This is a genomic window from Maribacter thermophilus (assembly GCF_001020565.1).
Classification (GTDB): domain Bacteria; phylum Bacteroidota; class Bacteroidia; order Flavobacteriales; family Flavobacteriaceae; genus Maribacter; species Maribacter thermophilus.
Map to the genome: position 1 here is coordinate 559,457 of NZ_LDAS01000001.1, position 21,782 is coordinate 581,238.

Sequence of the window (21,782 nt, forward strand, 5' to 3'; positions counted from 1 at the left end):
AGTAATGACAGAAAATACATTATATAATAACGCCCTTAAAAGGTTATCTTTATTAAATCGCTATTACAAAATAACGCGGTTTTATCCCTTTCTTAAAAGTACAGCCTATAAAGGAGGTATTGTAATCGGGGCATTTGTACTATTATTGATAGGTCTAGAAGTCTTCTTTTTAGATTTTAATTCAATACTGAACAATTTGGTCGCGTCCTATTCGCCAATGGTGATATTTGCGTTCTTTTTGGCATCGGAAACGTTTTTGGGCATAGTGCCTCCAGAAATATTCATTGCATGGGCATCAAAATCGGTCAACCCGTGGTTGTTTTTGTTCATATTGGCGACCATATCTTATATAGGGGGTATTATTTCTTATTTTATTGGCCGCCGTTTGTCGTTAGTACCTTCTATTAAGAACCATATAGAGAATAAAATTCATAAGCATATTGTTAATTTGCGAAAATGGGGCGGTGTTTTTGTTGTTCTCGGAGCAGTATCGCCATTACCACATTCAATAATAAGTTTGGCCTCTGGTCTTATCAAATATAGTTTTAGGCAATACTTGTTGTGGGCACTTTTTAGATATGCACGGTTTCTTATTTATGGCCTTATTATTTTTAAGGCGTTCAATTAGTTCATTAATAGGCATTTCTAGGTTTTTACTTTACAATGGTGTATTTGGCCTTGCCATATGTCAATAGTAATTGTAAATGGTTGGGTCTATAGTTGATTCAAGGTCTTCGAAAACTTATGGATAAAAAGGATAACATAGGTAAAAAAAATAAAAAACCTTGGCCCACCAAAGACGCTATGGCTCAGGTTTATGAGATGAATCTTTGGGGTAGGGGCGAATCTGACTTTTATTCGGGAGAAGGGTCACATTGTGCCGAAATTGTAAGTCCTTACGTAAGGGTATTGAAATCATTTTTATCGAGCTTCAAGACTCCCCCTGTAGTTTGCGATTTAGGGTGTGGGGATTTTAACGTTGGAAAACAGTTAACGGAATATACATCGGAATATATCGGCGTAGATATAGTACCGAACCTAATAGCGCACAACAAGAAAGAATTCAAAAGGAAAAACCTCGAATTTTATTGTATAGATATAGCAACGGACGATTTGCCGGTGGCGGATTGCGCCATTGTACGGCAGGTATTGCAGCATTTATCCAATGCAGAGGTAAAAAGAGTGGTGTCCAAGTTGGCCGATTATAAATATGTGGTACTTACAGAACATGTACCAGAAGGAGGTTTTGAACCCAATAAAGATATTATTTCGGGACAAGGAACGAGATTAAAAAAACAAAGCGGTATTGATCTTTTGGCGCCTCCTTTTAATTTTAAGGTAAAGGACGAAAAAGAAATGTTGTCCGTTGTATTAAATAATGGCAAAGGGCGTATAGTCACCACTTTGTACAAAACGGTTTAAAGTGTTTTTTTCTTTTAGAAAGGGAGTACAAAAGGTATCCTATACTTTAAAGTGTAATTTTGGAATTTATGAATTGTTGTTGGCGATAAGTTTCGTGTATTCAAGCACCTTTTCTATTGTTTTGTTCGGTTCGTTCTTTCGCCAGTTTACGTATAGATCGATAGTTTCTTCCAGTTGAATAAATTTTACATCTTGTGTATTGGCATATTTAAACGAGTATGGAAGTATAGAAATGCCTAGTCCCTTGGATACCAGGTTAAGGATCATTCCCCCAAAATCGGATTCAATGATCGTTTTTGGCTCAAAGGCATGTTTGTCGAAAAGACTTCTTAGTAGAGAGGCGAATAAGGTAGTACGGTGCAGGCCCGACATAATGAATTTTTCATTCTTTAGGTCACTTAAATCTTTTAATGGATTGTTGTACAACCAATGGTTCTTATGAACTACCAAACAAATGGGTTCAGAGTATAGTTTTAATGAGTTGATGTGCGCATTTTTTATTTCGTCCCTGTTAAAGGCTATGTCCGTTTCATAATCGAGCAGTAGTTTTTCGTGATTTTCATCTGTAGGTTCTGTCAGTTCCAATTTTAAGTCGGGGAGATTTGTGTTTAAGGTTTCCAAAAATTTTGGAAGAAAGCTAAAAGCGATGGATCCAGGGTAAGATATGGAGACAAAACCATAGGTTCCTTGATCAATTCTTTTCGCCTGTTTGTGTATATGGTCCAGATTATGAATAATAGCAGTCCATTGTTCTTGTAGAAATTTGCCGGCATCCGTGAGGTTTACGTTTCTTTTGTCCCTTTTAAAAAGTTGTACCCCAATCTCGTCTTCAAGGGATTGAATCTGTCTACTTAAGGTAGATTGTGATATGTATACCTTCTCGGCCGTTTTCCAAAAATGAAGCTCGTTGGCCAGGGTTAAAAAGTATTTTATTTGTTGAATCGTCATAATTAATGCGTTTTATGCATTAGTTGATCGAAACTAAGTATTTAATTCTTGAAGTCAAAATCATTCTTTTGTCCTATAAAATATAGATACCTAATAAAACAGGGAATTATGGGGGTAGAGAATTTTATCACTTTTTTGGTAACCGCCTTACTATTTGTAATGACACCTGGGATGGACACTGTTTTTGTTCTGAACAAATCTATAAGTCAAGGGAGAAAATCGGGTGTATTTGCTACGTTCGGAATAAATGTAGGGGTTATGAGCCATACTCTTTTAGGGGCTCTCGGAGTGTCGGTTTTATTATCGCAATCCGACCTTGCTTTTACAATGGTCAAATATGTTGGGGCTTTATATGTAGTTTACCTTGGTTTGTCAAAGCTTATAAACAAGAACGGTCTATTGGCAGAAGTATCGGAAAATGTAAAACATAGCTCTAAAAATGATTTTTGGTCTGGTTTTATGACCAACTCTTTAAATCCGAAAGTCGCATTATTCTTTTTGTCGTTTTTTCCCCAGTTTATTTCACCGACCCAACTAGAAAATCCAATACCTTATATTCTGCTTGGTGTTACATATGCATCAATTGGAATAGTTTGGTATTTGACCTTGACATTTTTTGCTAGTGTTTTTTCGGTAAAAATTAAAAACAATACAAAAATGGGCCTATGGATAAACAAAATAAGCGGACTCGTTTTCGTAATCATGGGAATTCATATTATATTAATATGAGCCTACTTCGTTTCGTTGTTCTATAATGTGGACTATTTATTCGGCGGTGAGGTTTTTAATAACATTTCCTTTTTCGTCCAATATTTCTATTCTAGGGGTGTTTTGGTCGTCTACATAGATTTTAAGTCTGTCCGTTCCCATCTTATCCTGTATAAATACTCCCGCGTCCTTATCCATCGTTTTTCCTATGAACATTCTTTCGGCGGTGATAGGGGCGCCTTTTTTAGAATTTTTAATTATTTCTATGGCTTCTTGCATGGTATGCCCGTTACTTTTTAACGAATCCATTTTTTTTGCGATTACGGGCATGGTTACATCTTCGTCCTTATCCCAAAATTGAATACCGTACCTAGCATTTCCGTTGTTGTTTTTTAGGTATCTCATCTGCATTACCTGATCTGTTTTATATTGGTCTACAGATAGTATCCATGATGCCCCGTCCTTTTTGTTACCTTGGTAGAGTATTCCTCCTACTTCGTCTTGTTCTTCATTAAAAAAGATCATTCCGGCCGGTCTTGCCCGTTCTCCGAACAGTACTTTTCCATCGAACATACCGGGGTGTTGTTTTGATTTGTTGCTTATAACCATTTTTAAATCTCCGTTGGGTTCAACGATATTGATTCTTTCTACAGTTATTTCGTCGAATTTTTTCTCTAAAGATTGTTGGTTAAAAGATGAAAGTGCCAAGAAAACCAATATAGAGGTTAAGGTCAACGAATAGATTTTTAAGATAAAATTTTCTTTCTTTTTGTCCATGTCCATAGATGGTTAGAGAAAAAGGCCAGCGATACTCGCTGCGATATTTTTTTTGAAGTAATATGTTGTTTGCTCGTACTTATAGGCCTTTTTTCGGTTGCTTTTGTTTAATGGGGCGTTGTTTACTTTTTTAACAAATCAGAGGTCTTGCCAAGACCACTGAACGATCTTTTATGTTTTTCAAAAATGCGAATTTTTTTTTTACGGAATAGGTGAATATAACTAAAACCAAAATTGTGATGAACGATCTGTTCGCAAAATAGGATTACAGTACATCCATCAATATCGACAGTTGGGTATTTCTTTTTTTACGATTACAGCTTTTTACCTCACTTTTGGACAGATAACATATTTAAATAAAATCTTATGAAAAACTTTCTCGCCGTTATTTGTTTTATGTACGTAACAATGGGCATGGGCCAAAGTAAAAGATCTGGGGTCATAGAGGTGGAAATAGCAGGAGTGGAAAGCAACGAGGGCCAAATGGTCATAGGGCTCTATAGTTCCGATGACCAATGGTTAAAAAAAATCTACAAGGGCACCTATAGTGCCATAAATGACGGAAAGGCAAATGCCACCTTCAAGGATATTCCCGAAGGGGAATACGCCATTTCTGTCTTTCATGATGAGGACAATAACGGTAAGCTAAAGACTTTTATGGGAATTCCGAGAGAGACCGTAGGGTGCTCAAATAATGCACCGGCGAGGTTTGGGCCACCAAAATGGCAGGATGCCAAATTTTATATTACCGACAAAGTCGTAAAACAACATATTCAATTATAAAAAAGTTAAACTCTTCAGATGAAAAAAATAATCACACTTATAATATTGGTAGTAGCTGGCAATGTTTTTGCCCAAGATAAATATACAAAGGGAATGGAAAAAGCCTTTTCTCTTTGGAAAGAGGGGAAACCCCTAGAGGCCTCTAACCTGTTTGAAAGGATAGGCACTGCCGAACCGGATAATTGGTTGCCGTATTACTATGTAGCCCAGATAAATACGATTATATCTTTTGGTGAGAAGGATGAAAAAAAACTAAAACAGCAATTGGACAAGGCCCAGGAATTCTTGGATTTGGCCAAAGCAATTTCTCCGCAAAATCCAGAGATTTTGGTACAGCAGGCCATGACATATACCGCATGGATCGCTTTTGATGGTGCTACCTATGGGATGACGCTTTCCGGCAAAGTGGTAGCTTTGTACAACCAAGCCATGCAATTGGCTCCTAAAAATCCAAGGGTGGTTTTTTCAAAGGCAGAATGGGATATGGGCTCGGCCAGATATTTTGGGCAAGATACGTCCCCTTACTGTAAAGATATAGAACGTTCGTTAGAACTTTTTGCTAACTTTAAACCCGAAGGTGCATTTTACCCCAATTGGGGAGAAGATAGGGCAAAGGAAGCCTTGGCACAATGTAAAGGCTAGATCGATGCAAAAGTTTCTCAAACTCTTAAGAATATCCATTTATATTACCGCAGGTATTACCCTGCTAAATCTTCTTGTTTTTTTGAACGAACCTCTAACTTGGTCCGTTTTTATAGAGTATTTTGGAACCTGTTTTCTATTTAGTTTTGTACTCACCTTGGTAAACGCTTATTATTATGATGGCGTATCCATAAAATACGATTGGGCTACACAACCCAAGACCCGTTTGTGGGTAGGGGCCTTGGGGTCCATTATTCTCTCTATAATAGTTTTTGGGTTATTGAGAATGTTCTTGTCGGTTGTGGTTTATGGCCAAACCTACAGCTATTTTATAGCTAACGAAGAGTCTTTTGCCTACATTTTTGCGATTGTTATTACGGTATTGATCTCTTTGTTCTTGCATGCTTTTCATTTTTATAAGGCACTGCAAGAAAACAAGGTAAAAGAGCAAAAAATAATTGCCGGTACCGCTTCCGCCAAGTTTGACGCCCTAAAAAACCAATTAGACCCTCATTTTCTATTTAATAGTCTTAATGTACTGACTAGCTTAATAGAGGAAGACCCCAATCAGGCTCAAAAATTTACAACCTCACTATCAAAGGTTTATAGGTATGTGCTAGAGCAAAAGAACAAAGATTTGGTTTCGGTAGATGAAGAGCTCCTATTCGCAAAAACCTATGTAAAGCTTTTAAAAATGCGTTTTGAGGATAGTATTGTTTTGGATATACCCGAAAAGGCTAGCAACCCCGAGGCCAAAATTGTACCATTGTCCCTACAACTTTTATTGGAAAATGCCGTAAAACATAATATCGTTAATTCAGTAAAGCCACTACATATAAAAATCTACGAAGATAATGGGCGGTTGCGGGTAACCAATAACCTGCAAGAGAAACAAGTGGTAAAGAAAAGTAGTGGAGTAGGACTTCAGAATATACAACAACGATACCAGTTGTTAAGCGACCGTAAAATGGAAATAACAAAGACCGCTACCGATTTTACGGTAGATCTGCCCATACTGACCCAGCAGGTGTCGGTTGTTGAGACCCAAGACGACTATATTGATGACAAGCGCTACCAGAAGGCAAAGGAAAAGGTAGAGGCCATAAAAGGTTTTTACGGAAACTTGATCGCGTATTGCATTGTTATACCATGCCTTGCATTCTTAAACTATAAGACCACAAGTTTTCCGTGGATTATTTTTCCTGTCGTAGGGTGGGGATTTGGCCTTCTTACCCATGGTATGGAAGCTTTTGGTTATCATCCCATTTGGGGAAAAAGATGGGAAGAAAAGAAGCTTCGGGAATTAATGGAAAAGGAGGATTTTTAATTCATTTTTAGGCAAAACATCGGTGTTCTTGATCATCGGGGCGTTGAACTTCCATGATGTATTTTACTTGTCTTTAATTCTCGTACCGTACCGTTTTACATTCTATCCTTAAAAATTTACAGTTGGGTAATTCAATTTTTAAAAACCACTCTTCTTTCGTGACCTTTATACTATAATTATAATAACCATGGGTTTTAATCCAACTAAAAATTACATTATGAAAACTACGGAAGAAATTAAGTACATCAGGGCAAAAGAAAAAGTAGAGGCCATTAAATCATTTTACAGTAACGTATTGGCGTATTGCATAGTAATACCTTTTTTGGCATGGATAAATTACAATACCACAAGTTTTCCATGGGTCATTTTTCCGGCCGTAGGATGGGGAATAGGTTTATTGGGGCACTGGTTCCAGGCATACGGTTACAACCCAATATTAGGTAAAGGATGGGAGGAGCGTAAACTTAGGGAGTTTATGAAAGAAGAGGAATTTTAAGGATTAATTATATTTAAGAAGGCTTTACACCAATAACAACCAACTATTATGACACAAAGAGATCAAGAAGCAAAGTATTTTAGGGCAAAGGAACGGGTGGAGAACATCAAAAAATTCTATACGGGCGTGCTGTCTTACGTAATTTTTATAGCCTTTTTAGCAGGATTGAACTATTGGGTGGACAAATGGAACTATCCGTGGTTTTTGTGGGCTGCTTTTGGGTGGGGTATAGGCTTGGTTTTTCAAGCAGTAAAAGCATTTGGTTTTAACCCTATACTCGGTAAAGATTGGGAAAACAGAAAGATTCAAGAATTAATGAAAGAAGAGGAAGAACAAAAGAAATGGAAATAATGGAAAGAAAGAACGTAAAATTGGAAAGGGCAAAAAAAAGACTCAAAGAACTAAAAGGCTTTTATTTTCATTTGACAATTTACATTGTAGTAAATGTTTTTATAACTACAAGTACTATTGTTGGAAGGGTGAACGACGGTGCAGAGATAATGGATGTATTGGATTTTGGTAGTTTCGCAATATGGGTGTTCTGGGGAATAGGTTTGTTCTTCCATGGCATGAAGGTGTTCTCTTATAATCCTATTTTTTCAAAAGAGTGGGAAGAGCGCCAAATACAGAAATATATAGAAAAGGATAGGCAAGAGGCCGAGAAATTTAGATAACATGGAGAACGTACAACAATCGGAAAAATATATAAGGGCGCAACGACAGGTAGCACAAATAAAAAAGTTCTACAAACATGTTAGAATTTTTATAGTTGTAAATATTGTTCTACTATTGATTAAATTTAAGGTACTTGATTATTTTAACGGTCAAGGGTTTCAAAATGAGAATTTTGTTGATTGGTTTGAATGGAATATTATAGGTACTCCTATTTTATGGGGAATAGGCCTTTTGGTTCATGGCATTTATGTCTTTAGGTTCAAAGCCATCCCTTGGGCCGAAATGAAACCAGGTTTCATCAAAAAATGGGAAGAAAAACAAATTAAAAAGTTCTTACAGGAAGAGGACGATAAATCAAAACCATAAAGACTAGTATTTGACAGGTTTATAATAGTAAAGAGCAATGAACGTAATAATTATTGAGGACGAAAAACCTGCTGCTAGAAGATTGGGGCGGTTATTGGCAGAATTGGATGTAGTGGTATCCACTATGTTGCATTCGGTAGAAGAGGCCATACAATGGTTTCATACCAACGAGCACCCCGACCTAATTTTTTTGGACATCCAATTATCCGATGGCCTGTCTTTTGAAATATTCGATGTAATAGAAATTAAGAGTGCCATTATATTTACCACTGCTTATGATGAATATGCCCTGCAAGCCTTTAAGCTTAATAGTATAGATTATTTGCTTAAACCTATAGATGACGAAGAGTTGGAAAGTGCCGTTAAAAAGTATCGGGAGCTAAAACCTTCTACTAATAAACTGACCCTAGATTTTGAGGATATAAAAAAGTTGTTGGTAAACCCCATTGAAAGGGAGTATAAAAAGAGGTTTACAGCAAAAGTAGGGCAGCATCTAAAAATTATCAATGCGGATGAAGTGGCGTGTTTTTACAGCGAAAACAAAGGTACTTATGCCGCAACGAGCGATGGTAGAAATTACCTTTTGGATACGACCTTGGAAAACCTGGAAACCGAATTGGAACCCAAAACATTCTTTAGGGTAAGCCGCAAGTTCTATGTGAACATAGATTATATAAAAGATATCGTTTCTTACACGAACTCTAGGTTGCAGATCAAGTTGAGCGGTTGCCCCGAGCTTGAAATAATTGTAAGTAGAGAGCGGGTAAAGGATTTTAAACTATGGTTAGAGTAATCTAATTTAACGGGCATGCCATATTGGTAACCGCTATTTATCCTTTTCCACTCTATTTTCATCAAACGAGGAAGGCAATAGTGTCGGAATTAATTTTATAAAAATAGGCAGTAATATCGCTCCGCCCGGCAATAAGAAAATAGCCAAGGAGGGTATGCTCTTAAAGATGTCCAAAAGTTGTGATTGCACTTTTTTCTTTTCTTCTTTACTAAGCTCCCTAACGGTAGATTTGGATAATAGAGACACCAGTTCTGCACTTTCAGAAAGTTCTTTTTGAAGCCTCTTACTGTTTCTTAAGATAAGCCGATTCACCAGTTTGGACATATTGTCATAAAACTGAAAAGCCATATTGTGCTCTTGTAGAAAGGGAATGGTCTCCTTGTTCACGTTTATGAAGCGGGTTACATCAAAAAGAGACTTGTCTATGACATTATAGTCAAAGTTTAGGTCCTTTCCAAGGGTGTAAATGAATTCAGATTCCGTGTGTTCCAAAGAATGATCTTCCCAGACTGTCAGGCAGGCGAAGTCCAGTAGGTACATATTCTCCCAAACATCTTTGTTGGACAGTAACTGGGCTCTATACGAATCGTCATATTTTTGGTCATCACTGTTTATATAGGTCAAAGAGGAATCTAACAACTGGGCCAATTTTTTATCGGTTTTATTCCTTTTTTTCGATTTTAGGGCGTTATAACTAATATTTAGGGCCAGATATTCCAGTTTTTTGGCCTGTTTCAAAATTTCTTCGGAGTTTGTTAAATACTTTCGAAACAATAGAACATCCATAAAAAGAAGCGAATTGGTAATAAGGCCATTAAAGGTTTTGCTTATGATATTATCTTCGATATAAACCCTGGATTCCAATATTTTCTCCAGTTTTGATGAGGTTTTGTTTCCCGAGAACAGTTTTCCTAGAAATGATACCTTGTTTACTTCCAAAGCTTCATAAAACTCGAACATTGTTTTTAGGTACAGATCAAAATCTGTTTGAGAAGTTTCTATCTTAAAGGTGAAATAAAGTGCCGTTAATAGGTTTATTTTGGCCATTTCATCTTCAGAAGGTTTATGCTCGGGAATTATAAAAGGGGGTAGGTCGCTACTTATTCCGTATACAAATCCAATTTCTTTTAAAGCATCATATAGCTCACCAAAGCTTACATAGGTGTCTTCGTGTTTCTTGATCAGTGAGCCAAATTTATCGATCCAACCGTTAGCGGATGGGTTCATATGTTATTATTTTGGGAACCACAAAGTTAGTTAATTGATTCTTTTGTTGTTATAGAAATTGTGTTATGAATTTGAAGACCTTGTCATTATAATCAAGCAAATATACCATGGGAGTATTTGTTCTTTTGTGGTCATCACTCTTTTTAAAGGATTGGGACCTTTTTGTATTTTTTTAAGGTTGATATATCCGAATTTTAAGATTTACAGGTGAATATGAGTGTATTTCATCGAAAATTATAATTTTATTAAGAATTTATTAGATGAAATGCATATGTTTATCGGTGAAATGCATTTTATAGATTGAAAAGACACCAAACGCTTATCAACGGATAAAGGATAATAACTAAACCAATCTTCTAAATTACTTTTCTTATGACATACTTTCTTTTTACTATATGGATTACGGTCATGGCTTTTATGGTAGGTAAAAGTATAATGGCGCACCGTGCGCTTCAAAGAACACTTAATAGAAAGTAACATCCATTACGCCTAACATGTTTTTTTGGAAATATGTACAACGTATTGTTGGTACAATAAATTTTTTATGCCCATTATGCATTACACAAACGGCCGTGTAAATGAATTGTTGAGGGTGTCAAATAATTAGAGATCCACAAAATTATCCAGATCTAAAGTCCAGTCGTAGTTTTTATATACAAGGTCGATATCTTTTGTGGTGGGAATCAAACTATTTTGTTTCAATATTTTCCTAATTCCACTTTTTCCTCCAAAATCACCTCTAAACCAATTAAACAGCGAGGTGACGGATACTTCTTTTTTAAGTTCGTTATAATCCGTGGTACTACTTAAATATGCCTTGGTTCCTTTGTCAAATTGCTCATTTAACCGGTCCCATTCATAAATAGCTACCGGCGGACAGTCTTTTGCCCCGCAATTTAGGGCAAAATGTATGCGATAATCTCGCTTCTTCACCCGCAATCTTCTTTCTAACTTACCGGGAAACCATTTTCTAATGTACCCCAGGCCATATTCCCATTGCGATTTTCTAAGAATACCATGTTCTATTTTTGCAAATGAAATTTTTTCGCCGGCAATGATAATCTGTTTCTTTTTAAAGAAGCTGCCCCGGTCTTTATATAGATCTGGATTTTTTTTAAGAATTACCTGAATGTACGCATTATATATGTTGGTCCAAAAGGCCAACTTTTTGGCATCACTGGATAGAGACCTCTCTAGACTTTCTAAACTGGCCTTAGCCAAGGTAGCTTCTATGTTTTCGGTACTTTCATTCAGCTTTGTCTTTTTAAGAAAATCCTCGGAAAGTTCGTTGTAATCGATATCTTTTGTGGTAACTTCATCTGAATCTTGAACGCTTTTGCAAGATGTCATCGTAATTAGAAGAATATATATTAGTAGTCTTACTGGGGGTGTGTTCATTGTTTTTACTAATGGTATTTGTGCAATAATAATAGTCGGCCTACAGCAAATAGGTCGTAAATATTGGAGAAACTTTCAATGGTTGGTATACTATTTATGTAGCTTTAATAATTATGGATCGTAATCAGGTTATTTGTTTTTACGTACTATTGTTCAAATGATAAGCATTATTATTCCCGCACATCAAGAAAAAGAGAACTTAACAGATTTAATAGGTGAACTGTCCGGGTTAAAAAGTGATCATGGTTTTGAGATAATTGTGGCCTTGTCTCCAGAAAGTAAAAATGATTTTAGTGTAGATGTTTGTAACAAGGCGCAATTAATAATGTGTTCTCAAAAAGGCAGGGCGGTACAAATGAACGAAGCTTCTAGGGTGGCAAAGGGAGAAATAGTGGCTTTTTTACATGCAGATGTTAGACCACCTGCATCATTTTTAATGGATATAGAAAGTGCTATTGCCAACGGTAACGATGCTGGTTTCTTTTCCTATAAATTTGATAAGGATAGTTTTTTGTTGAACATCAATGCTTTCTTCACGAGAAAAGATGGGTTTTTTACAGGTGGGGGAGACCAATGTCTATTTATTAAAAAAACAGTTTTCAATACCTTGGGAGGGTTTAATGAAACTCAAATTATTATGGAAGATTTTGAGTTTTTTAAAAGAATGAAACAACAAAGAGTACCCTATACGATAATTGGTAACAACCTTGTGGTATCTGCACGTAAATATGAGAGTAACTCTTATTTAAAGGTGAATTTATCCAATTTGCTTTTAATGGTACTTTTTAAAATGGGCGTTTCGGGCAAAAAACTGAAACGTCTTCACGACTCATTATTAAAAACCCCGTACAGTACTTAAACCATATAGGTAAAGCACTTTTGAAGATATTACTTTAATGCCGTGTTGTGCCTTCGTCTATGTATCAAGACTTTGAGAACCGTTATTCCTTACTTTTCATGGTTCGTATGAGTCCAACTCCCGAAAAGAAAAATATGGCACCGAGTACGGCATAAACAATAAGTTGTTTTGTGTTTCCTGTACCGTTGCCAAATAAGATAGCAGCATAAATAAGGCCTCCTATTCCAAGAAGGGTAAGTAGTGTTCCGAAAAGTTTCTTTACATCCATGGACGAAAAATAAGAAAATTTTGGTTGGGGTTCTATCAAAAAAAATATTTTGATAGCATTATAAAACAATACTCTTTAGAAGTAAAGCCTTGTATCGGGGCTATATAAAGCTTTTGAAGCTTATACTGAACAATGTTACAAGCAAAAAGGGCCACCCATTGGGTGGCCCTTTTACTTGGTATTTTCAAATCCTAGAAAATTACTATTTTTTTTGGACCATTACTTCTGCGTTTATAGCTACTTCGCTCCAAGTTTTACTTACCCCATCTTTACCGGTGTGCAAAATTTCACACGCTTTGTTAATAGAGTTTACGGCATCCATTGCATTCCAATCTTCTAAATTCAAAACCCCTGTAAGGGTAATTTTAGAATCGCCCGCCATAGCGTTTTCCAATGGTAAATTATGGGTTTCACCGTTAAGAGTAAGGTCAACCGAACATTTGTCGTTCTCCACTTTAAAACTGCCCGAAATTAATTCAGGGTCTTTCATAACACCAAAGAAAAATTCTAATAGCTTAGGGTCTCTTACACCGGTAGGGTCGTTGGTGAATAAACTACTTACCGGAATACTGAACTCAAGACCGTTCAAGGCTTCCAATGGCGTAGTTCCTGCTTGGCTTTTGGTAATGTTTATTTCCTTGAACTCTCCGCCTACAGGTACTTTTTCTGTTGTTTTATAGGCCGTAAAAGCGACCTTGGAAGAATCTTTGATTATACTGAACATTTCAGCAGACTCGGTTACCTCTTGGGTATCTTTTACTTCTTGATTTTTTTTGGCGTTTTTGCAGCTAAAAGACAAAAGTGCTAATGAGCAAATGAACGCATAAATTATTTTTTTCATAATTGTGAATTTTATTAAAAGTATAAAGTTACTGATTATATAAGACGTCAAAAGAATTACGGCATCAAAAATTAAAATCTTTTCGTTACTTCTTCTTTTTAAAGGCACTTCTTAGATCGGTATTGAACACAAGGCCCAGTTGCAAACGATCGTAATTGGTACTGCTAAAATGATTTTTTAGGTATCCAAATTGCACACTTAGGTCTTCGGTTACGTTGATGCCTAGGGCCGCATAAAGTCTATTTTGGCCGAAAGCTTCATTTTGTAGGTTAATGAAGATTTCATCATAAAAGTTCAGAAAGAAAATATCTGTTAACGGTAGTGTAACCTGTAACCGATACCTGGCACGGTGTTCCGTTCTGTCCAAGTCCTGTTCGGGATCACTTAAAATATCGGTTTGTGATATAAATCTTTGTTCTAAGCGGTAACGGTGTTCAAACAAAAATTCCCATACTTTGTTCTTTAGGATAAACTGTTCAAAAATTCTATGTTCAGACAAATTGGCCGCGTTCAAACTACTTTCAAAAGTTGGATCTGTATCTATATAACCATACCCAAGAGTGGCAATGGCGTCCGAATTGATATGATAGTTGATACCAGTTCTTAATAATAATTGGTTATAATTTGAAGCGGTTTCGTAATATCTAAATTGAGCTTCGGTATGAACGCTCCATTTATCCGCTATTTTGTTAGTTCCGAAATACATGAACCAACTTCCCAATTCGTTTTCTCCATTTTCTTGGGCCATGGTTACGGTTGATATAATGGTGAATAGTACTATAACTAATTTCCTCATAAATATTTTTTTGCATCTAATTTTACCGGTATGAATATTAGACTTTATTTTATTTTAAATATGTTTTAGCAACTATAAAGTAAAATAATTCAGACCATTTATTTATACTTTTTACTTTAAATCAAAGACCTCTATCTTTTTGAATGGAGACAATTGTAAGCTTTCCATCTTTGTTTTGTAAGGATTCCATTCTTTGGAGAAAAACGTATTGGTTTTTTCCAGAGCGGATTGTAGCTCTTCTTTTGCGAAATTCATCAATTGTTTTTCGGTAGCGGTGATACCTGTTTGTCTAGAGCTCACATACCTTTGGGCATCCTGTATACGATTCATCACCGTAATTTCCGGGTTTCTGGTAATTCCTTGTCTTTTGTCAATTTTTCCAATATATAAGGCAATTACCGAGTCTATCTGTTTTACAATGGCTTTAGAGTCGTTTATTTGTTGTTTGTATTTTTCTTCATCTAGCTTTTTTAGGTCTTTTTGATAGCTTTCGGCTACCTGTTTGCTTTCAACCAATTGTTTTACCGCATCTGCTGCTGTTTGGGTATACTTCTCCAACGTTTTTTGATTTGCGTAAATCTCGTTTATGGCAGCGGTAGAAACATTTAACCGTGGGTCTGATTTTACCGTAATCTGAGTTTCTTCCGTTGCATCGCCATAATGTGCCTTTATAGTGTAAGTACCAGGTTTTACATCTACACCACCACGTTCATTTTTGCTGTTTTGGATTCTTCTAGAAGGCCTGTCCGGTCCTTTTTCATCCATACGCCAATAAATTCTATGGAAACCGGCCTTTTCAGGTGTTTTATATTTTAAGGTACGGATCAATCGGTCTCCATCGTAGATATCAAACTGAATGGAGTCTTTCTTTTGAACCCCGGTCAGTTTCTTTTTATTATCGGTCTTGTTTTCCGTTTTTGGTTTGGAATTCTTCTTGTCACCTGATGGTTTTTCTTTGGCGCTATCTTTTTTGCCTTCTTTTATATAGTAGGTAATCATAGCTCCGGGTTTTCTGTTTTCTCCCTGGTAAAGGCCATCTGCACCAAATCTACTTCCGGTTGGTTGTTGGTAGGCGGCTTGGTAGGCGGTAGGTGGGGTAAACAATGCTATATCTTTGTTCAATATGTTTTTGTCCTTTGCCAGTGCACGTAAGGGTCTAATATCGTCCAAAACCCAGGCGGCCCTTCCAAAAGTACCGATTACCAAATCATGTTCTCTTGGGTGAATTGCTAAATCTTTTGTGGAGACAGTGGGGAAACCTTGTGTCCATTTTTGCCATTTTTCTCCCGCATCAAAAGAAACATAAAGCCCATCATCTGTACCTAAAAACATTAAATTGGGGTTTTCGGGATCCTCTATAATGGATAAAGCATAGCTCTCTACATCATCACTGTCCACGATTCTTGTCCATGTTTTGCCATAATCCTTAGTTCTGTATGCATAAGGGGTGTAATTGAATCTTCTATAGTCATTGGCAATTAAAAGCGCTTCTCCTTTATTTCTGGTAGAGGCTTTTATTTGGGGAATCCAGCTTCCCTTTGGTAATCCCTTTATATTATCCGTTACATCTGTCCAGGTCTGGCCTCCGTTTTGGGTATAGTGGACCTTACCGTCGTCAGAACCTGTCCAAAGCATATCTTTTTCAACAGGGGAAGGCTCAATGACCAAGATAGTCGTATGGTTTTCGGCACCCGTGGCATCCATAGAAAGACCGCCGCTCTCGCTTTGTTTTTGCTTTTCTGGGTCGTTAGTGGTCAGGTCGGGGGAAATTACCTTCCAGGTTAAACCTTTATCTGTGCTCTTGTGAACAAACTGACTTCCAAAATATACAGTACTGGCATCAAATGGATCTTGGCTTATGGCCGAATTCCAATTAAAACGCAGTTTTGTATCGGCATCTGGTGGGGTAGGGCGTACTAAATAGTTGTTACCCGTTAAGTAATCGAACCTTTGTACATTACCTTGTTGACTCATGGTATACCCGTATCTAGAGTCTTCAGGGTCCGGCACAACATCAAAACCGTCACCAAAACTTATCTCTTGCCAATAACTATTGCGTATGCCTTGTGCTTTCCAGACATAGGCAGGCCCCCTCCAAGAGCCATTGTCTTGCATTCCTCCATACACGTTATATGGGAACTCATTGTCAGTAGCAATATGATAAAATTGAGCTACCGGTAAATTACCTATAAATCGCCATGTTTTTCCACCATCTTTAGAAATATTAAGACCACCGTCGTTACCGTCCAACATAAACTGGCCGTTATCGGGGTGGATCCAAAAGGCGTGATGGTCGGGGTGGACCCCATTATTTGCTCTATAGGCCGGCATTAATTGTTTAAAGTTTTTACCACCATCCTGTGAAACGTTCACATAGGTAAACACAGAGAATACCCTATTTTCGTTTTCAGGGTCCACATAGATTTCAGAGTAGTAAAAAGGACGGTTGCCTATATCGCTTTTATCATTTATTTTTTTCCATTTAAACCCACCATCCTCAGATTTGTATAGGGCATTCTTTTTTGCCTCGATCAAAGCGTAGACAATATTGGGTTTACCTGGAGCAATTGCTACACCGATCCTACCTAGGTCTCCTTTAGGAAGACCATCTTCTTCCGTTAGCTTTTTCCAATTTTTTCCGCCATCGTGCGTCATGTATAAACCACTTCCCGGCCCACCAGAGTTAAAGAACCAAGGCTCTCTCTTGTGTTCCCACATGGCGGCGATCAATTTATTCGGATTGGTAGGGTCCATTATCAGGTCTGCAGCACCGGTCTTATTGTTTACAAAAAGAACTTTTTCCCAAGTGTCACCACCATCTGTTGTTTTGTAAACGCCTCTCTCGGGGTGTTCTCCCCATGGGGAACCTATGGCACCCACATAAACCGTATTAGGATTCATAGGGTCTATCTTAATTCTATGAATGTGCCTGGTTTTTTCCAGTCCCATAGATTTCCATGTTTTGCCACCATCCATAGATTTATATATACCGTAACCTCCATTTACACTATTTCTTGGGTTTCCTTCTCCCGTACCTACCCAAATTACAGAAGGGTTGTTTTGCTGAATGGCGAGGGCACCGATAGAGCCCGTCACCTCATTATCAAAAATTGGAGTCCATTTTACGCCTCCAGAGGTTGATTTCCATAGGCCTCCAGAAGCGGTACCTACATACATGATATCTGGGTTTTCGGTAACAACATCAATAGCGGTTACACGACCACTCATGCCCCCAGGACCTATGTTACGGGGTTTTAGGTCTTGTGCCAGATCCATGTTAAAGTCTTGTGCATTAATAAAAAAAGATGCCATGAGCATCAAAAAGGAAAGTGATTTTCGAGTCATTTCTTGGTTTGTTAGTTAGTTGCCTAAATATAATTGAAAAGAAAGATTGGGTTTCTTAAAACCATGTTAAGAGATGGTTTTGTGGGTATAGGAGATATAATTTAATTGCGTTTTTCAAATATCCCGAACAGTTCGTTTCCTTGTCTTGGGGGAATCGAATTGTAGCAGCAATCAAAAGTAATTATTTTAAAAAAAGGGGATAGGTAGCTTATATACAGCTCTTTGTCTCCACCAAAAGGTCTTTTTTCCATATCTTCTGTCAATGGAAAATCGAACCAAAGGCCTACCAATTTTCCGTTTGGCTTTAAAAGTTCTGACATGTGTTTTGCATATGCAGTCCTATTGTTGTTCGTGGGAACCATTGAACAGAAAAAGGTCTGTTCGATTATAAGGTCGAACTGCTCCTGAAATTCAAAAAAATCGAAACAATGTATTTGTTTTTCAGGAAAGTCGGGGTTTCTTTTCTTGAAGTGGCCTAATGGAATTTCTGAAATATCCAAAATGTGAACGTTCTTAAAACCTTGTTGCCATAGATATTCCACTTCATATCCATTTCCGGCCCCAGGAACCAATATTTTTAGGGATGTATCTATAATTTGGTCTATATATGTTTTGATGGGGGTTGCTACATAACCAATGTCCCAACCTGTTTTGTGTTCTTTGTAACGTTGGGTCCAGTAGTCTTCCTCTTTTTTCAATTGTTATGTCTTTTTTAATGTACTCAGTAAAATTACTTATTTGTAGTTTAATAATATTGACATCTAATGTGAAACAAAATTGTGGACGTTAGATCAATTTCCTATCTTTCAAAATCTACAATTATCAACAAAAAACAACTAAATGAAAGCTTATTTCTTGACCGCATTTACCATCTGTTTTTCCATTATGTCCATGGCTCAGACAAGCCCAAAATGGGCACGGTATCCTGCAATATCACCAAATGGTGAAGTTATCGTCTTTACCTATAAGGGCAACCTATTTTCTGTTCCTTCAAATGGGGGTGTGGCAAAGCAGTTAACCTTTCATTCGGCGCATGATTATGCTCCTGTATGGAGCAAGAATGGCCAGCAATTGGCATTTGCCTCAAATAGGTATGGTAATTTTGATGTATATGTGATGGATGCCGAAGGTGGTGAAGCCAAAAGATTAACTTATCACAGTAACGATGAAACACCTTATAGTTTTTCGGCAGATGGGAGTAGTATACTTTTTGGGGCGGCACGGTTAGATGCCGTAACACATCGGCAATACCCTACCGGTTCTCAGCCAGAATTATATAGTGTACCGGTAACAGGTGGTAGGGTAGACCAGGTGCTTACGGTGCCAGCAGAAAGTGTTCAAGTAAACGGCGATGGTACTAAATTGGTGTATCAAGATAAAAAGGGGTATGAAGACACCTTTAGAAAACACCATACTTCTGCCATTACCAGAGATATATGGATTTATGATTTTGCCACGGGAAAACATGAAAAGGTGACTAATTTTAAAGGGGAGGACCGTAACCCTGTATTTTCTAAAGATGGCAACACCCTTTACTATTTAAGTGAACGAGAAGGTACTTTCAATGTGTTTTCAAGAGCTTTGAACGGTGGGTCACAAATTCAGACTCTTACGAATTTTAAAACACATCCCGTTCGTTCATTAAGTATTGGTAATGGTACATTGGCTTTTGGTTATGATGGAGAGATATATACTCTAGAGCCTGGTAAATCTGCCCAAAAAGTAAATATTATTATTAGAACACAAGAAGATACCAACCCCATAGAGTATGTGACCGTAAATGGCGGTGTACGGGAAATGGATGTAGCACCAAACGGCAAGGAAATTGCTTTTATCAGTAGGGGAGAGGTTTTTGTTACCTCTGTAGATGGATCATTGACCAAGCGTATCACCAATACGCCAGAACAAGAACGCTTTGTCAAATTCATGCCCGATGGCAAATCGGTTGCCTATGCCAGTGAACGCGATGGAAAATGGACCATTTTCAAATCGTCGAAAGTACGTTCTGAAGAACCTTATTTCTTTGCGGCTACCTTGTTTAAGGAAGATACGTTGATTACGGCAAAAACCGATGTGTACCTACCTGAATTTTCTCCCGATAGCACCTATGTTGCCTATATCGAGGATAGAAGAAACTTGAAAGTAAAGAACCTTAAGACCAATGAGACTTATACCTTGTTGACTCAGAAAGAGCTTTTTCATATGCGGGATGGGGATAAGTATTTTAAATGGAGTCCCGATAGTAATTGGTTATTGGTAGATTGGAGCGTTTCGTTAAGTAATTCGGAAGTGTTGTTGATCTCCAAAGACGGAAAGAAGCGAAAAAACTTGACCGAAAGTGGTTATTACGATAGTTCTCCGAAATGGGTAAATGAAGGTAATCAAATTCTCTACTTTACCAACCGAGATGGATTAAGGAGCTATGCAACTAGTGGAAGATCGGAGATGGATGTCTATACCATGTTCTTAAATCAAGAAGCTTGGGACAAGTTTAATAAATCGAAGGAAGAGTTCGATTTGATAAAAATGATAGAAGAGGCCTCTAAGGATAAAAAGGAAGATACCGAATCTGAGGGTAAAAAGAAGAAGAAAGATAAAAAAGAGAAGAAACCTGCTAAAGAACTAAAATTTGACTTGGAAGATGTAGACCGAAGAAAAGCACGGTTGACCATACATTCTTCGTTGCTTTCCGATGCGGTTCTTTCTAAAGATGGTGAAAAACTTTACTACCTCACCCGTTTCGAAAAAGATCTAAACTTGTGGGAAACCGAAATACGGACCAAGAATACGAAAATGCTTATCTCTTTAGGGGCAAGATCTGGAAGTTTACAATGGGATGCCAAAAAAGAAAACCTGTTCTTGTTGTCCGACGGAAAAATAGCCAAGGTAGATTTGAAGGCCTCAAAAACGAAACCGGTAAAGATAAATTCAGAAATGGTATTGGATGCGGAAGCGGAACGCCAATATATGTTCGATCATATTTGGTTGCGGACCAACGCAATATTTTATACCTCTTCTTTTCATGGGGTAGATTGGAAAGCAATGCGTACGGAGTATGAAAAGTACTTGCCCCATATCGGCAATGATTATGAGTTTGCCGAAATGATATCTGAAATGTTGGGAGAATTGAATGTGAGCCATGCTGGAGCCCGTTTTTCAAAAAATGTTAAAAATGGGGATAAAACTGCTTCATTAGGTGTATTTTATGACTACGGATACCAAGGTAACGGATTAAAGATTACAGAGATTATAAAAGGCGGACCTTTAGATAAATCCGGTTTTGATATTGAACCTGGTATGATCATTGAAAAAATAAATGGTAACGTCATAGGAAACTCCATAGATGTGGCCTATTACCTAAACCGTATCGAAGGTGATTTTACCCTATTGGACATATTGGATAAAAATGGAAAAAGAAAGCAAATAACCGTAAAGCCTATTTCACTGAGGGAAGAAGGTAGGTTGTTGTACGATAGATGGGTGAAAAATAATGAGAAAGAGGTCTTGGCCAAGAGCAACGGTACGTTGGGCTATGTGCATATACCTGGAATGAGCGATGGTCCCTACCGCACTATTTACGAAGAAATGCTAGGTAAGTTCCATGATAAAAAAGGAGTCATTGTAGATACCCGTTTTAATGGTGGAGGAGATTTGGTGGCCGACTTGGCCATGTTCTTTACCGGCGTACCATTTTTGTCTTATGAGACCGAAGCTAGGGTAGTGGGCGGAGAACCTACTTCTCGTTGGACAAAACCAACTTTGGCCATGTTCAACGAATCAATGTACAGTGATGGTTCGTGTTTTGCCAGTGGATATGTAGATCTGAAAATTGGAAAAACTGTGGGTATGCCCGTACCCGGCACCTGTAGTTTTGCAGGTTGGGAAGGATTACCGAACGGAGGTCGTTGGGGAGTAGTACCCGTTAGTGCCAAGAACAAGGCAGGGGAGTGGATGGAAAACAACGAGACCAATCCGGATATTATAGTGAAAAATCAACCAGAGATCATAGCCAAAGGTGTAGATCAGCAATTGGAAAAGTCTATTGAAGTATTGATGAAAGAGGTAGAGTAGCTACCTCCTAATAAATATGTAATATAAACTAATCGGTTTA

Annotated in this window: 22 protein-coding genes; 13 read left to right on the plus strand and 9 right to left on the minus strand. The window is 37.6% G+C overall.

The window, feature by feature from the left end:
* The first annotated feature begins 4 nt into the window (after nucleotides 1-4).
* Together AB657_RS02345 and AB657_RS02350 are read left to right on the plus strand one after the other, a co-directional pair.
* Nucleotides 5-628 carry a YqaA family protein gene (locus AB657_RS02345; protein WP_047245026.1) on the plus strand — a complete coding sequence of 208 codons (624 nt, stop codon included), beginning with the start codon at nucleotides 5-7 and terminating at the stop codon, nucleotides 626-628.
* A gap of 116 nt (nucleotides 629-744) precedes the next feature.
* Nucleotides 745-1,422, plus strand: a complete 678-nt coding sequence (locus AB657_RS02350) for a class I SAM-dependent methyltransferase (RefSeq protein ID WP_047245027.1) — start codon at nucleotides 745-747, stop codon at nucleotides 1,420-1,422.
* Between the two features lie 66 nt (nucleotides 1,423-1,488).
* Here the strand turns inward: AB657_RS02350 and AB657_RS02355 are convergent, their stop codons facing one another.
* Complete coding sequence (locus AB657_RS02355) at nucleotides 1,489-2,370, minus strand: LysR substrate-binding domain-containing protein (protein ID WP_047245028.1); 882 nt, start codon at nucleotides 2,368-2,370, stop codon at nucleotides 1,489-1,491.
* Nucleotides 2,371-2,478: 108 nt separating this feature from the next.
* Here AB657_RS02355 and AB657_RS02360 point away from each other — a divergent pair, with 108 nt between their 5' ends.
* Nucleotides 2,479-3,099: a LysE family translocator gene (locus AB657_RS02360; protein WP_047247749.1), complete on the plus strand. Its 621-nt coding sequence runs from the start codon at nucleotides 2,479-2,481 to the stop codon at nucleotides 3,097-3,099.
* Nucleotides 3,100-3,135: 36 nt separating this feature from the next.
* Here AB657_RS02360 and AB657_RS02365 read toward each other — a convergent pair whose 3' ends face one another.
* Nucleotides 3,136-3,855 (minus strand): hypothetical protein, encoded by a 720-nt coding sequence (locus AB657_RS02365; RefSeq protein ID WP_047247750.1) that lies wholly within the window; start codon nucleotides 3,853-3,855, stop codon nucleotides 3,136-3,138.
* Nucleotides 3,856-4,221: 366 nt separating this feature from the next.
* Between AB657_RS02365 and AB657_RS02370 the strand changes: the two genes are divergently transcribed.
* The 8 genes from AB657_RS02370 to AB657_RS02405 all read left to right on the plus strand — a co-directional run bounded on the left by AB657_RS02370 (nucleotide 4,222) and on the right by AB657_RS02405 (nucleotide 8,937).
* On the plus strand, nucleotides 4,222-4,638 hold the full coding sequence (locus tag AB657_RS02370) for a DUF2141 domain-containing protein (RefSeq protein WP_052958604.1): 417 nt from the start codon (nucleotides 4,222-4,224) through the stop codon (nucleotides 4,636-4,638).
* Between the two features lie 18 nt (nucleotides 4,639-4,656).
* Nucleotides 4,657-5,280, plus strand: a complete 624-nt coding sequence (locus AB657_RS02375; RefSeq protein WP_047245029.1) for a tetratricopeptide repeat protein — start codon at nucleotides 4,657-4,659, stop codon at nucleotides 5,278-5,280.
* A gap of 4 nt (nucleotides 5,281-5,284) precedes the next feature.
* A complete protein-coding gene (locus tag AB657_RS02380) occupies nucleotides 5,285-6,607 on the plus strand; it encodes a 2TM domain-containing protein (protein WP_047245030.1) in 1,323 nt (440 codons plus the stop codon).
* A gap of 217 nt (nucleotides 6,608-6,824) precedes the next feature.
* On the plus strand, nucleotides 6,825-7,103 hold the full coding sequence (locus AB657_RS02385; protein WP_047247752.1) for a 2TM domain-containing protein: 279 nt from the start codon (nucleotides 6,825-6,827) through the stop codon (nucleotides 7,101-7,103).
* Nucleotides 7,104-7,151: 48 nt separating this feature from the next.
* A complete protein-coding gene (locus AB657_RS02390) occupies nucleotides 7,152-7,454 on the plus strand; it encodes a 2TM domain-containing protein (RefSeq protein WP_047245031.1) in 303 nt (100 codons plus the stop codon).
* The gene (locus tag AB657_RS02395; protein WP_232304833.1) at nucleotides 7,454-7,777 is read left to right on the plus strand and encodes a 2TM domain-containing protein; all 324 of its coding nucleotides are present in this window, start codon (nucleotides 7,454-7,456) and stop codon (nucleotides 7,775-7,777) included. The genes AB657_RS02390 and AB657_RS02395 overlap by 1 nt, the downstream gene beginning before the upstream one ends.
* A gap of 1 nt (nucleotide 7,778) precedes the next feature.
* Nucleotides 7,779-8,144 (plus strand): 2TM domain-containing protein, encoded by a 366-nt coding sequence (locus AB657_RS02400; RefSeq protein ID WP_047245033.1) that lies wholly within the window; start codon nucleotides 7,779-7,781, stop codon nucleotides 8,142-8,144.
* Between the two features lie 37 nt (nucleotides 8,145-8,181).
* The gene (locus AB657_RS02405; RefSeq protein ID WP_047245034.1) at nucleotides 8,182-8,937 is read left to right on the plus strand and encodes a LytR/AlgR family response regulator transcription factor; all 756 of its coding nucleotides are present in this window, start codon (nucleotides 8,182-8,184) and stop codon (nucleotides 8,935-8,937) included.
* Nucleotides 8,938-8,970: 33 nt separating this feature from the next.
* On the opposite strand, the gene AB657_RS02410 is transcribed toward AB657_RS02405, so the two are convergent.
* Entirely contained in the window at nucleotides 8,971-10,164 is a 1,194-nt protein-coding gene (locus AB657_RS02410; protein ID WP_047245035.1) for an LETM1-related biofilm-associated protein, read from the minus strand.
* A 603-nt stretch (nucleotides 10,165-10,767) separates the two neighbouring features.
* On the minus strand, nucleotides 10,768-11,514 hold the full coding sequence (locus AB657_RS02415; RefSeq protein WP_084696362.1) for a DUF547 domain-containing protein: 747 nt from the start codon (nucleotides 11,512-11,514) through the stop codon (nucleotides 10,768-10,770).
* A 205-nt stretch (nucleotides 11,515-11,719) separates the two neighbouring features.
* On the opposite strand from AB657_RS02415, the gene AB657_RS02420 reads away from it, so the two are divergent.
* On the plus strand, nucleotides 11,720-12,421 hold the full coding sequence (locus AB657_RS02420; protein ID WP_047245036.1) for a TIGR04283 family arsenosugar biosynthesis glycosyltransferase: 702 nt from the start codon (nucleotides 11,720-11,722) through the stop codon (nucleotides 12,419-12,421).
* Nucleotides 12,422-12,503: 82 nt separating this feature from the next.
* Here the strand turns inward: AB657_RS02420 and AB657_RS02425 are convergent, their stop codons facing one another.
* From AB657_RS02425 to AB657_RS02445, 5 genes are all read right to left on the minus strand, one after another.
* Nucleotides 12,504-12,728 (minus strand): hypothetical protein, encoded by a 225-nt coding sequence (locus AB657_RS02425; protein ID WP_232304834.1) that lies wholly within the window; start codon nucleotides 12,726-12,728, stop codon nucleotides 12,504-12,506.
* Nucleotides 12,729-12,891: 163 nt separating this feature from the next.
* On the minus strand, nucleotides 12,892-13,530 hold the full coding sequence (locus AB657_RS02430; protein WP_047247755.1) for a YceI family protein: 639 nt from the start codon (nucleotides 13,528-13,530) through the stop codon (nucleotides 12,892-12,894).
* Nucleotides 13,531-13,615: 85 nt separating this feature from the next.
* The gene (locus AB657_RS02435) at nucleotides 13,616-14,326 is read right to left on the minus strand and encodes a DUF2490 domain-containing protein (protein WP_047245037.1); all 711 of its coding nucleotides are present in this window, start codon (nucleotides 14,324-14,326) and stop codon (nucleotides 13,616-13,618) included.
* Between the two features lie 111 nt (nucleotides 14,327-14,437).
* Nucleotides 14,438-17,671, minus strand: coding sequence for a VPS10 domain-containing protein (locus tag AB657_RS02440; RefSeq protein ID WP_047245038.1), 3,234 nt, complete (start codon nucleotides 17,669-17,671; stop codon nucleotides 14,438-14,440).
* 101 nt (nucleotides 17,672-17,772) lie between these two features.
* Entirely contained in the window at nucleotides 17,773-18,369 is a 597-nt protein-coding gene (locus AB657_RS02445; protein ID WP_047245039.1) for a methyltransferase, read from the minus strand.
* Between the two features lie 142 nt (nucleotides 18,370-18,511).
* On the opposite strand from AB657_RS02445, the gene AB657_RS02450 reads away from it, so the two are divergent.
* Entirely contained in the window at nucleotides 18,512-21,742 is a 3,231-nt protein-coding gene (locus AB657_RS02450; RefSeq protein WP_047245040.1) for a S41 family peptidase, read from the plus strand.
* Nucleotides 21,743-21,782 lie beyond the last annotated feature (40 nt).

Bases quoted from the DNA above. Each gene is read 5' to 3' on its own strand.
- AB657_RS02345 (WP_047245026.1), top strand. From the start codon at position 5: ATGACAGAAAATACATTATATAATAACGCCCTTAAAAGGTTATCTTTA.
- AB657_RS02350 (WP_047245027.1), top strand. From the start codon at position 745: ATGGATAAAAAGGATAACATAGGTAAAAAAAATAAAAAACCTTGGCCC.
- AB657_RS02355 (WP_047245028.1), bottom strand. From the start codon at position 2,370: ATGACGATTCAACAAATAAAATACTTTTTAACCCTGGCCAACGAGCTT.
- AB657_RS02360 (WP_047247749.1), top strand. From the start codon at position 2,479: ATGGGGGTAGAGAATTTTATCACTTTTTTGGTAACCGCCTTACTATTT.
- AB657_RS02365 (WP_047247750.1), bottom strand. From the start codon at position 3,855: ATGGACAAAAAGAAAGAAAATTTTATCTTAAAAATCTATTCGTTGACC.
- AB657_RS02370 (WP_052958604.1), top strand. From the start codon at position 4,222: ATGAAAAACTTTCTCGCCGTTATTTGTTTTATGTACGTAACAATGGGC.
- AB657_RS02375 (WP_047245029.1), top strand. From the start codon at position 4,657: ATGAAAAAAATAATCACACTTATAATATTGGTAGTAGCTGGCAATGTT.
- AB657_RS02380 (WP_047245030.1), top strand. From the start codon at position 5,285: ATGCAAAAGTTTCTCAAACTCTTAAGAATATCCATTTATATTACCGCA.
- AB657_RS02385 (WP_047247752.1), top strand. From the start codon at position 6,825: ATGAAAACTACGGAAGAAATTAAGTACATCAGGGCAAAAGAAAAAGTA.
- AB657_RS02390 (WP_047245031.1), top strand. From the start codon at position 7,152: ATGACACAAAGAGATCAAGAAGCAAAGTATTTTAGGGCAAAGGAACGG.
- AB657_RS02395 (WP_232304833.1), top strand. From the start codon at position 7,454: ATGGAAAGAAAGAACGTAAAATTGGAAAGGGCAAAAAAAAGACTCAAA.
- AB657_RS02400 (WP_047245033.1), top strand. From the start codon at position 7,779: ATGGAGAACGTACAACAATCGGAAAAATATATAAGGGCGCAACGACAG.
- AB657_RS02405 (WP_047245034.1), top strand. From the start codon at position 8,182: ATGAACGTAATAATTATTGAGGACGAAAAACCTGCTGCTAGAAGATTG.
- AB657_RS02410 (WP_047245035.1), bottom strand. From the start codon at position 10,164: ATGAACCCATCCGCTAACGGTTGGATCGATAAATTTGGCTCACTGATC.
- AB657_RS02415 (WP_084696362.1), bottom strand. From the start codon at position 11,514: ATGACATCTTGCAAAAGCGTTCAAGATTCAGATGAAGTTACCACAAAA.
- AB657_RS02420 (WP_047245036.1), top strand. From the start codon at position 11,720: ATGATAAGCATTATTATTCCCGCACATCAAGAAAAAGAGAACTTAACA.
- AB657_RS02430 (WP_047247755.1), bottom strand. From the start codon at position 13,530: ATGAAAAAAATAATTTATGCGTTCATTTGCTCATTAGCACTTTTGTCT.
- AB657_RS02435 (WP_047245037.1), bottom strand. From the start codon at position 14,326: ATGAGGAAATTAGTTATAGTACTATTCACCATTATATCAACCGTAACC.
- AB657_RS02440 (WP_047245038.1), bottom strand. From the start codon at position 17,671: ATGACTCGAAAATCACTTTCCTTTTTGATGCTCATGGCATCTTTTTTT.
- AB657_RS02450 (WP_047245040.1), top strand. From the start codon at position 18,512: ATGAAAGCTTATTTCTTGACCGCATTTACCATCTGTTTTTCCATTATG.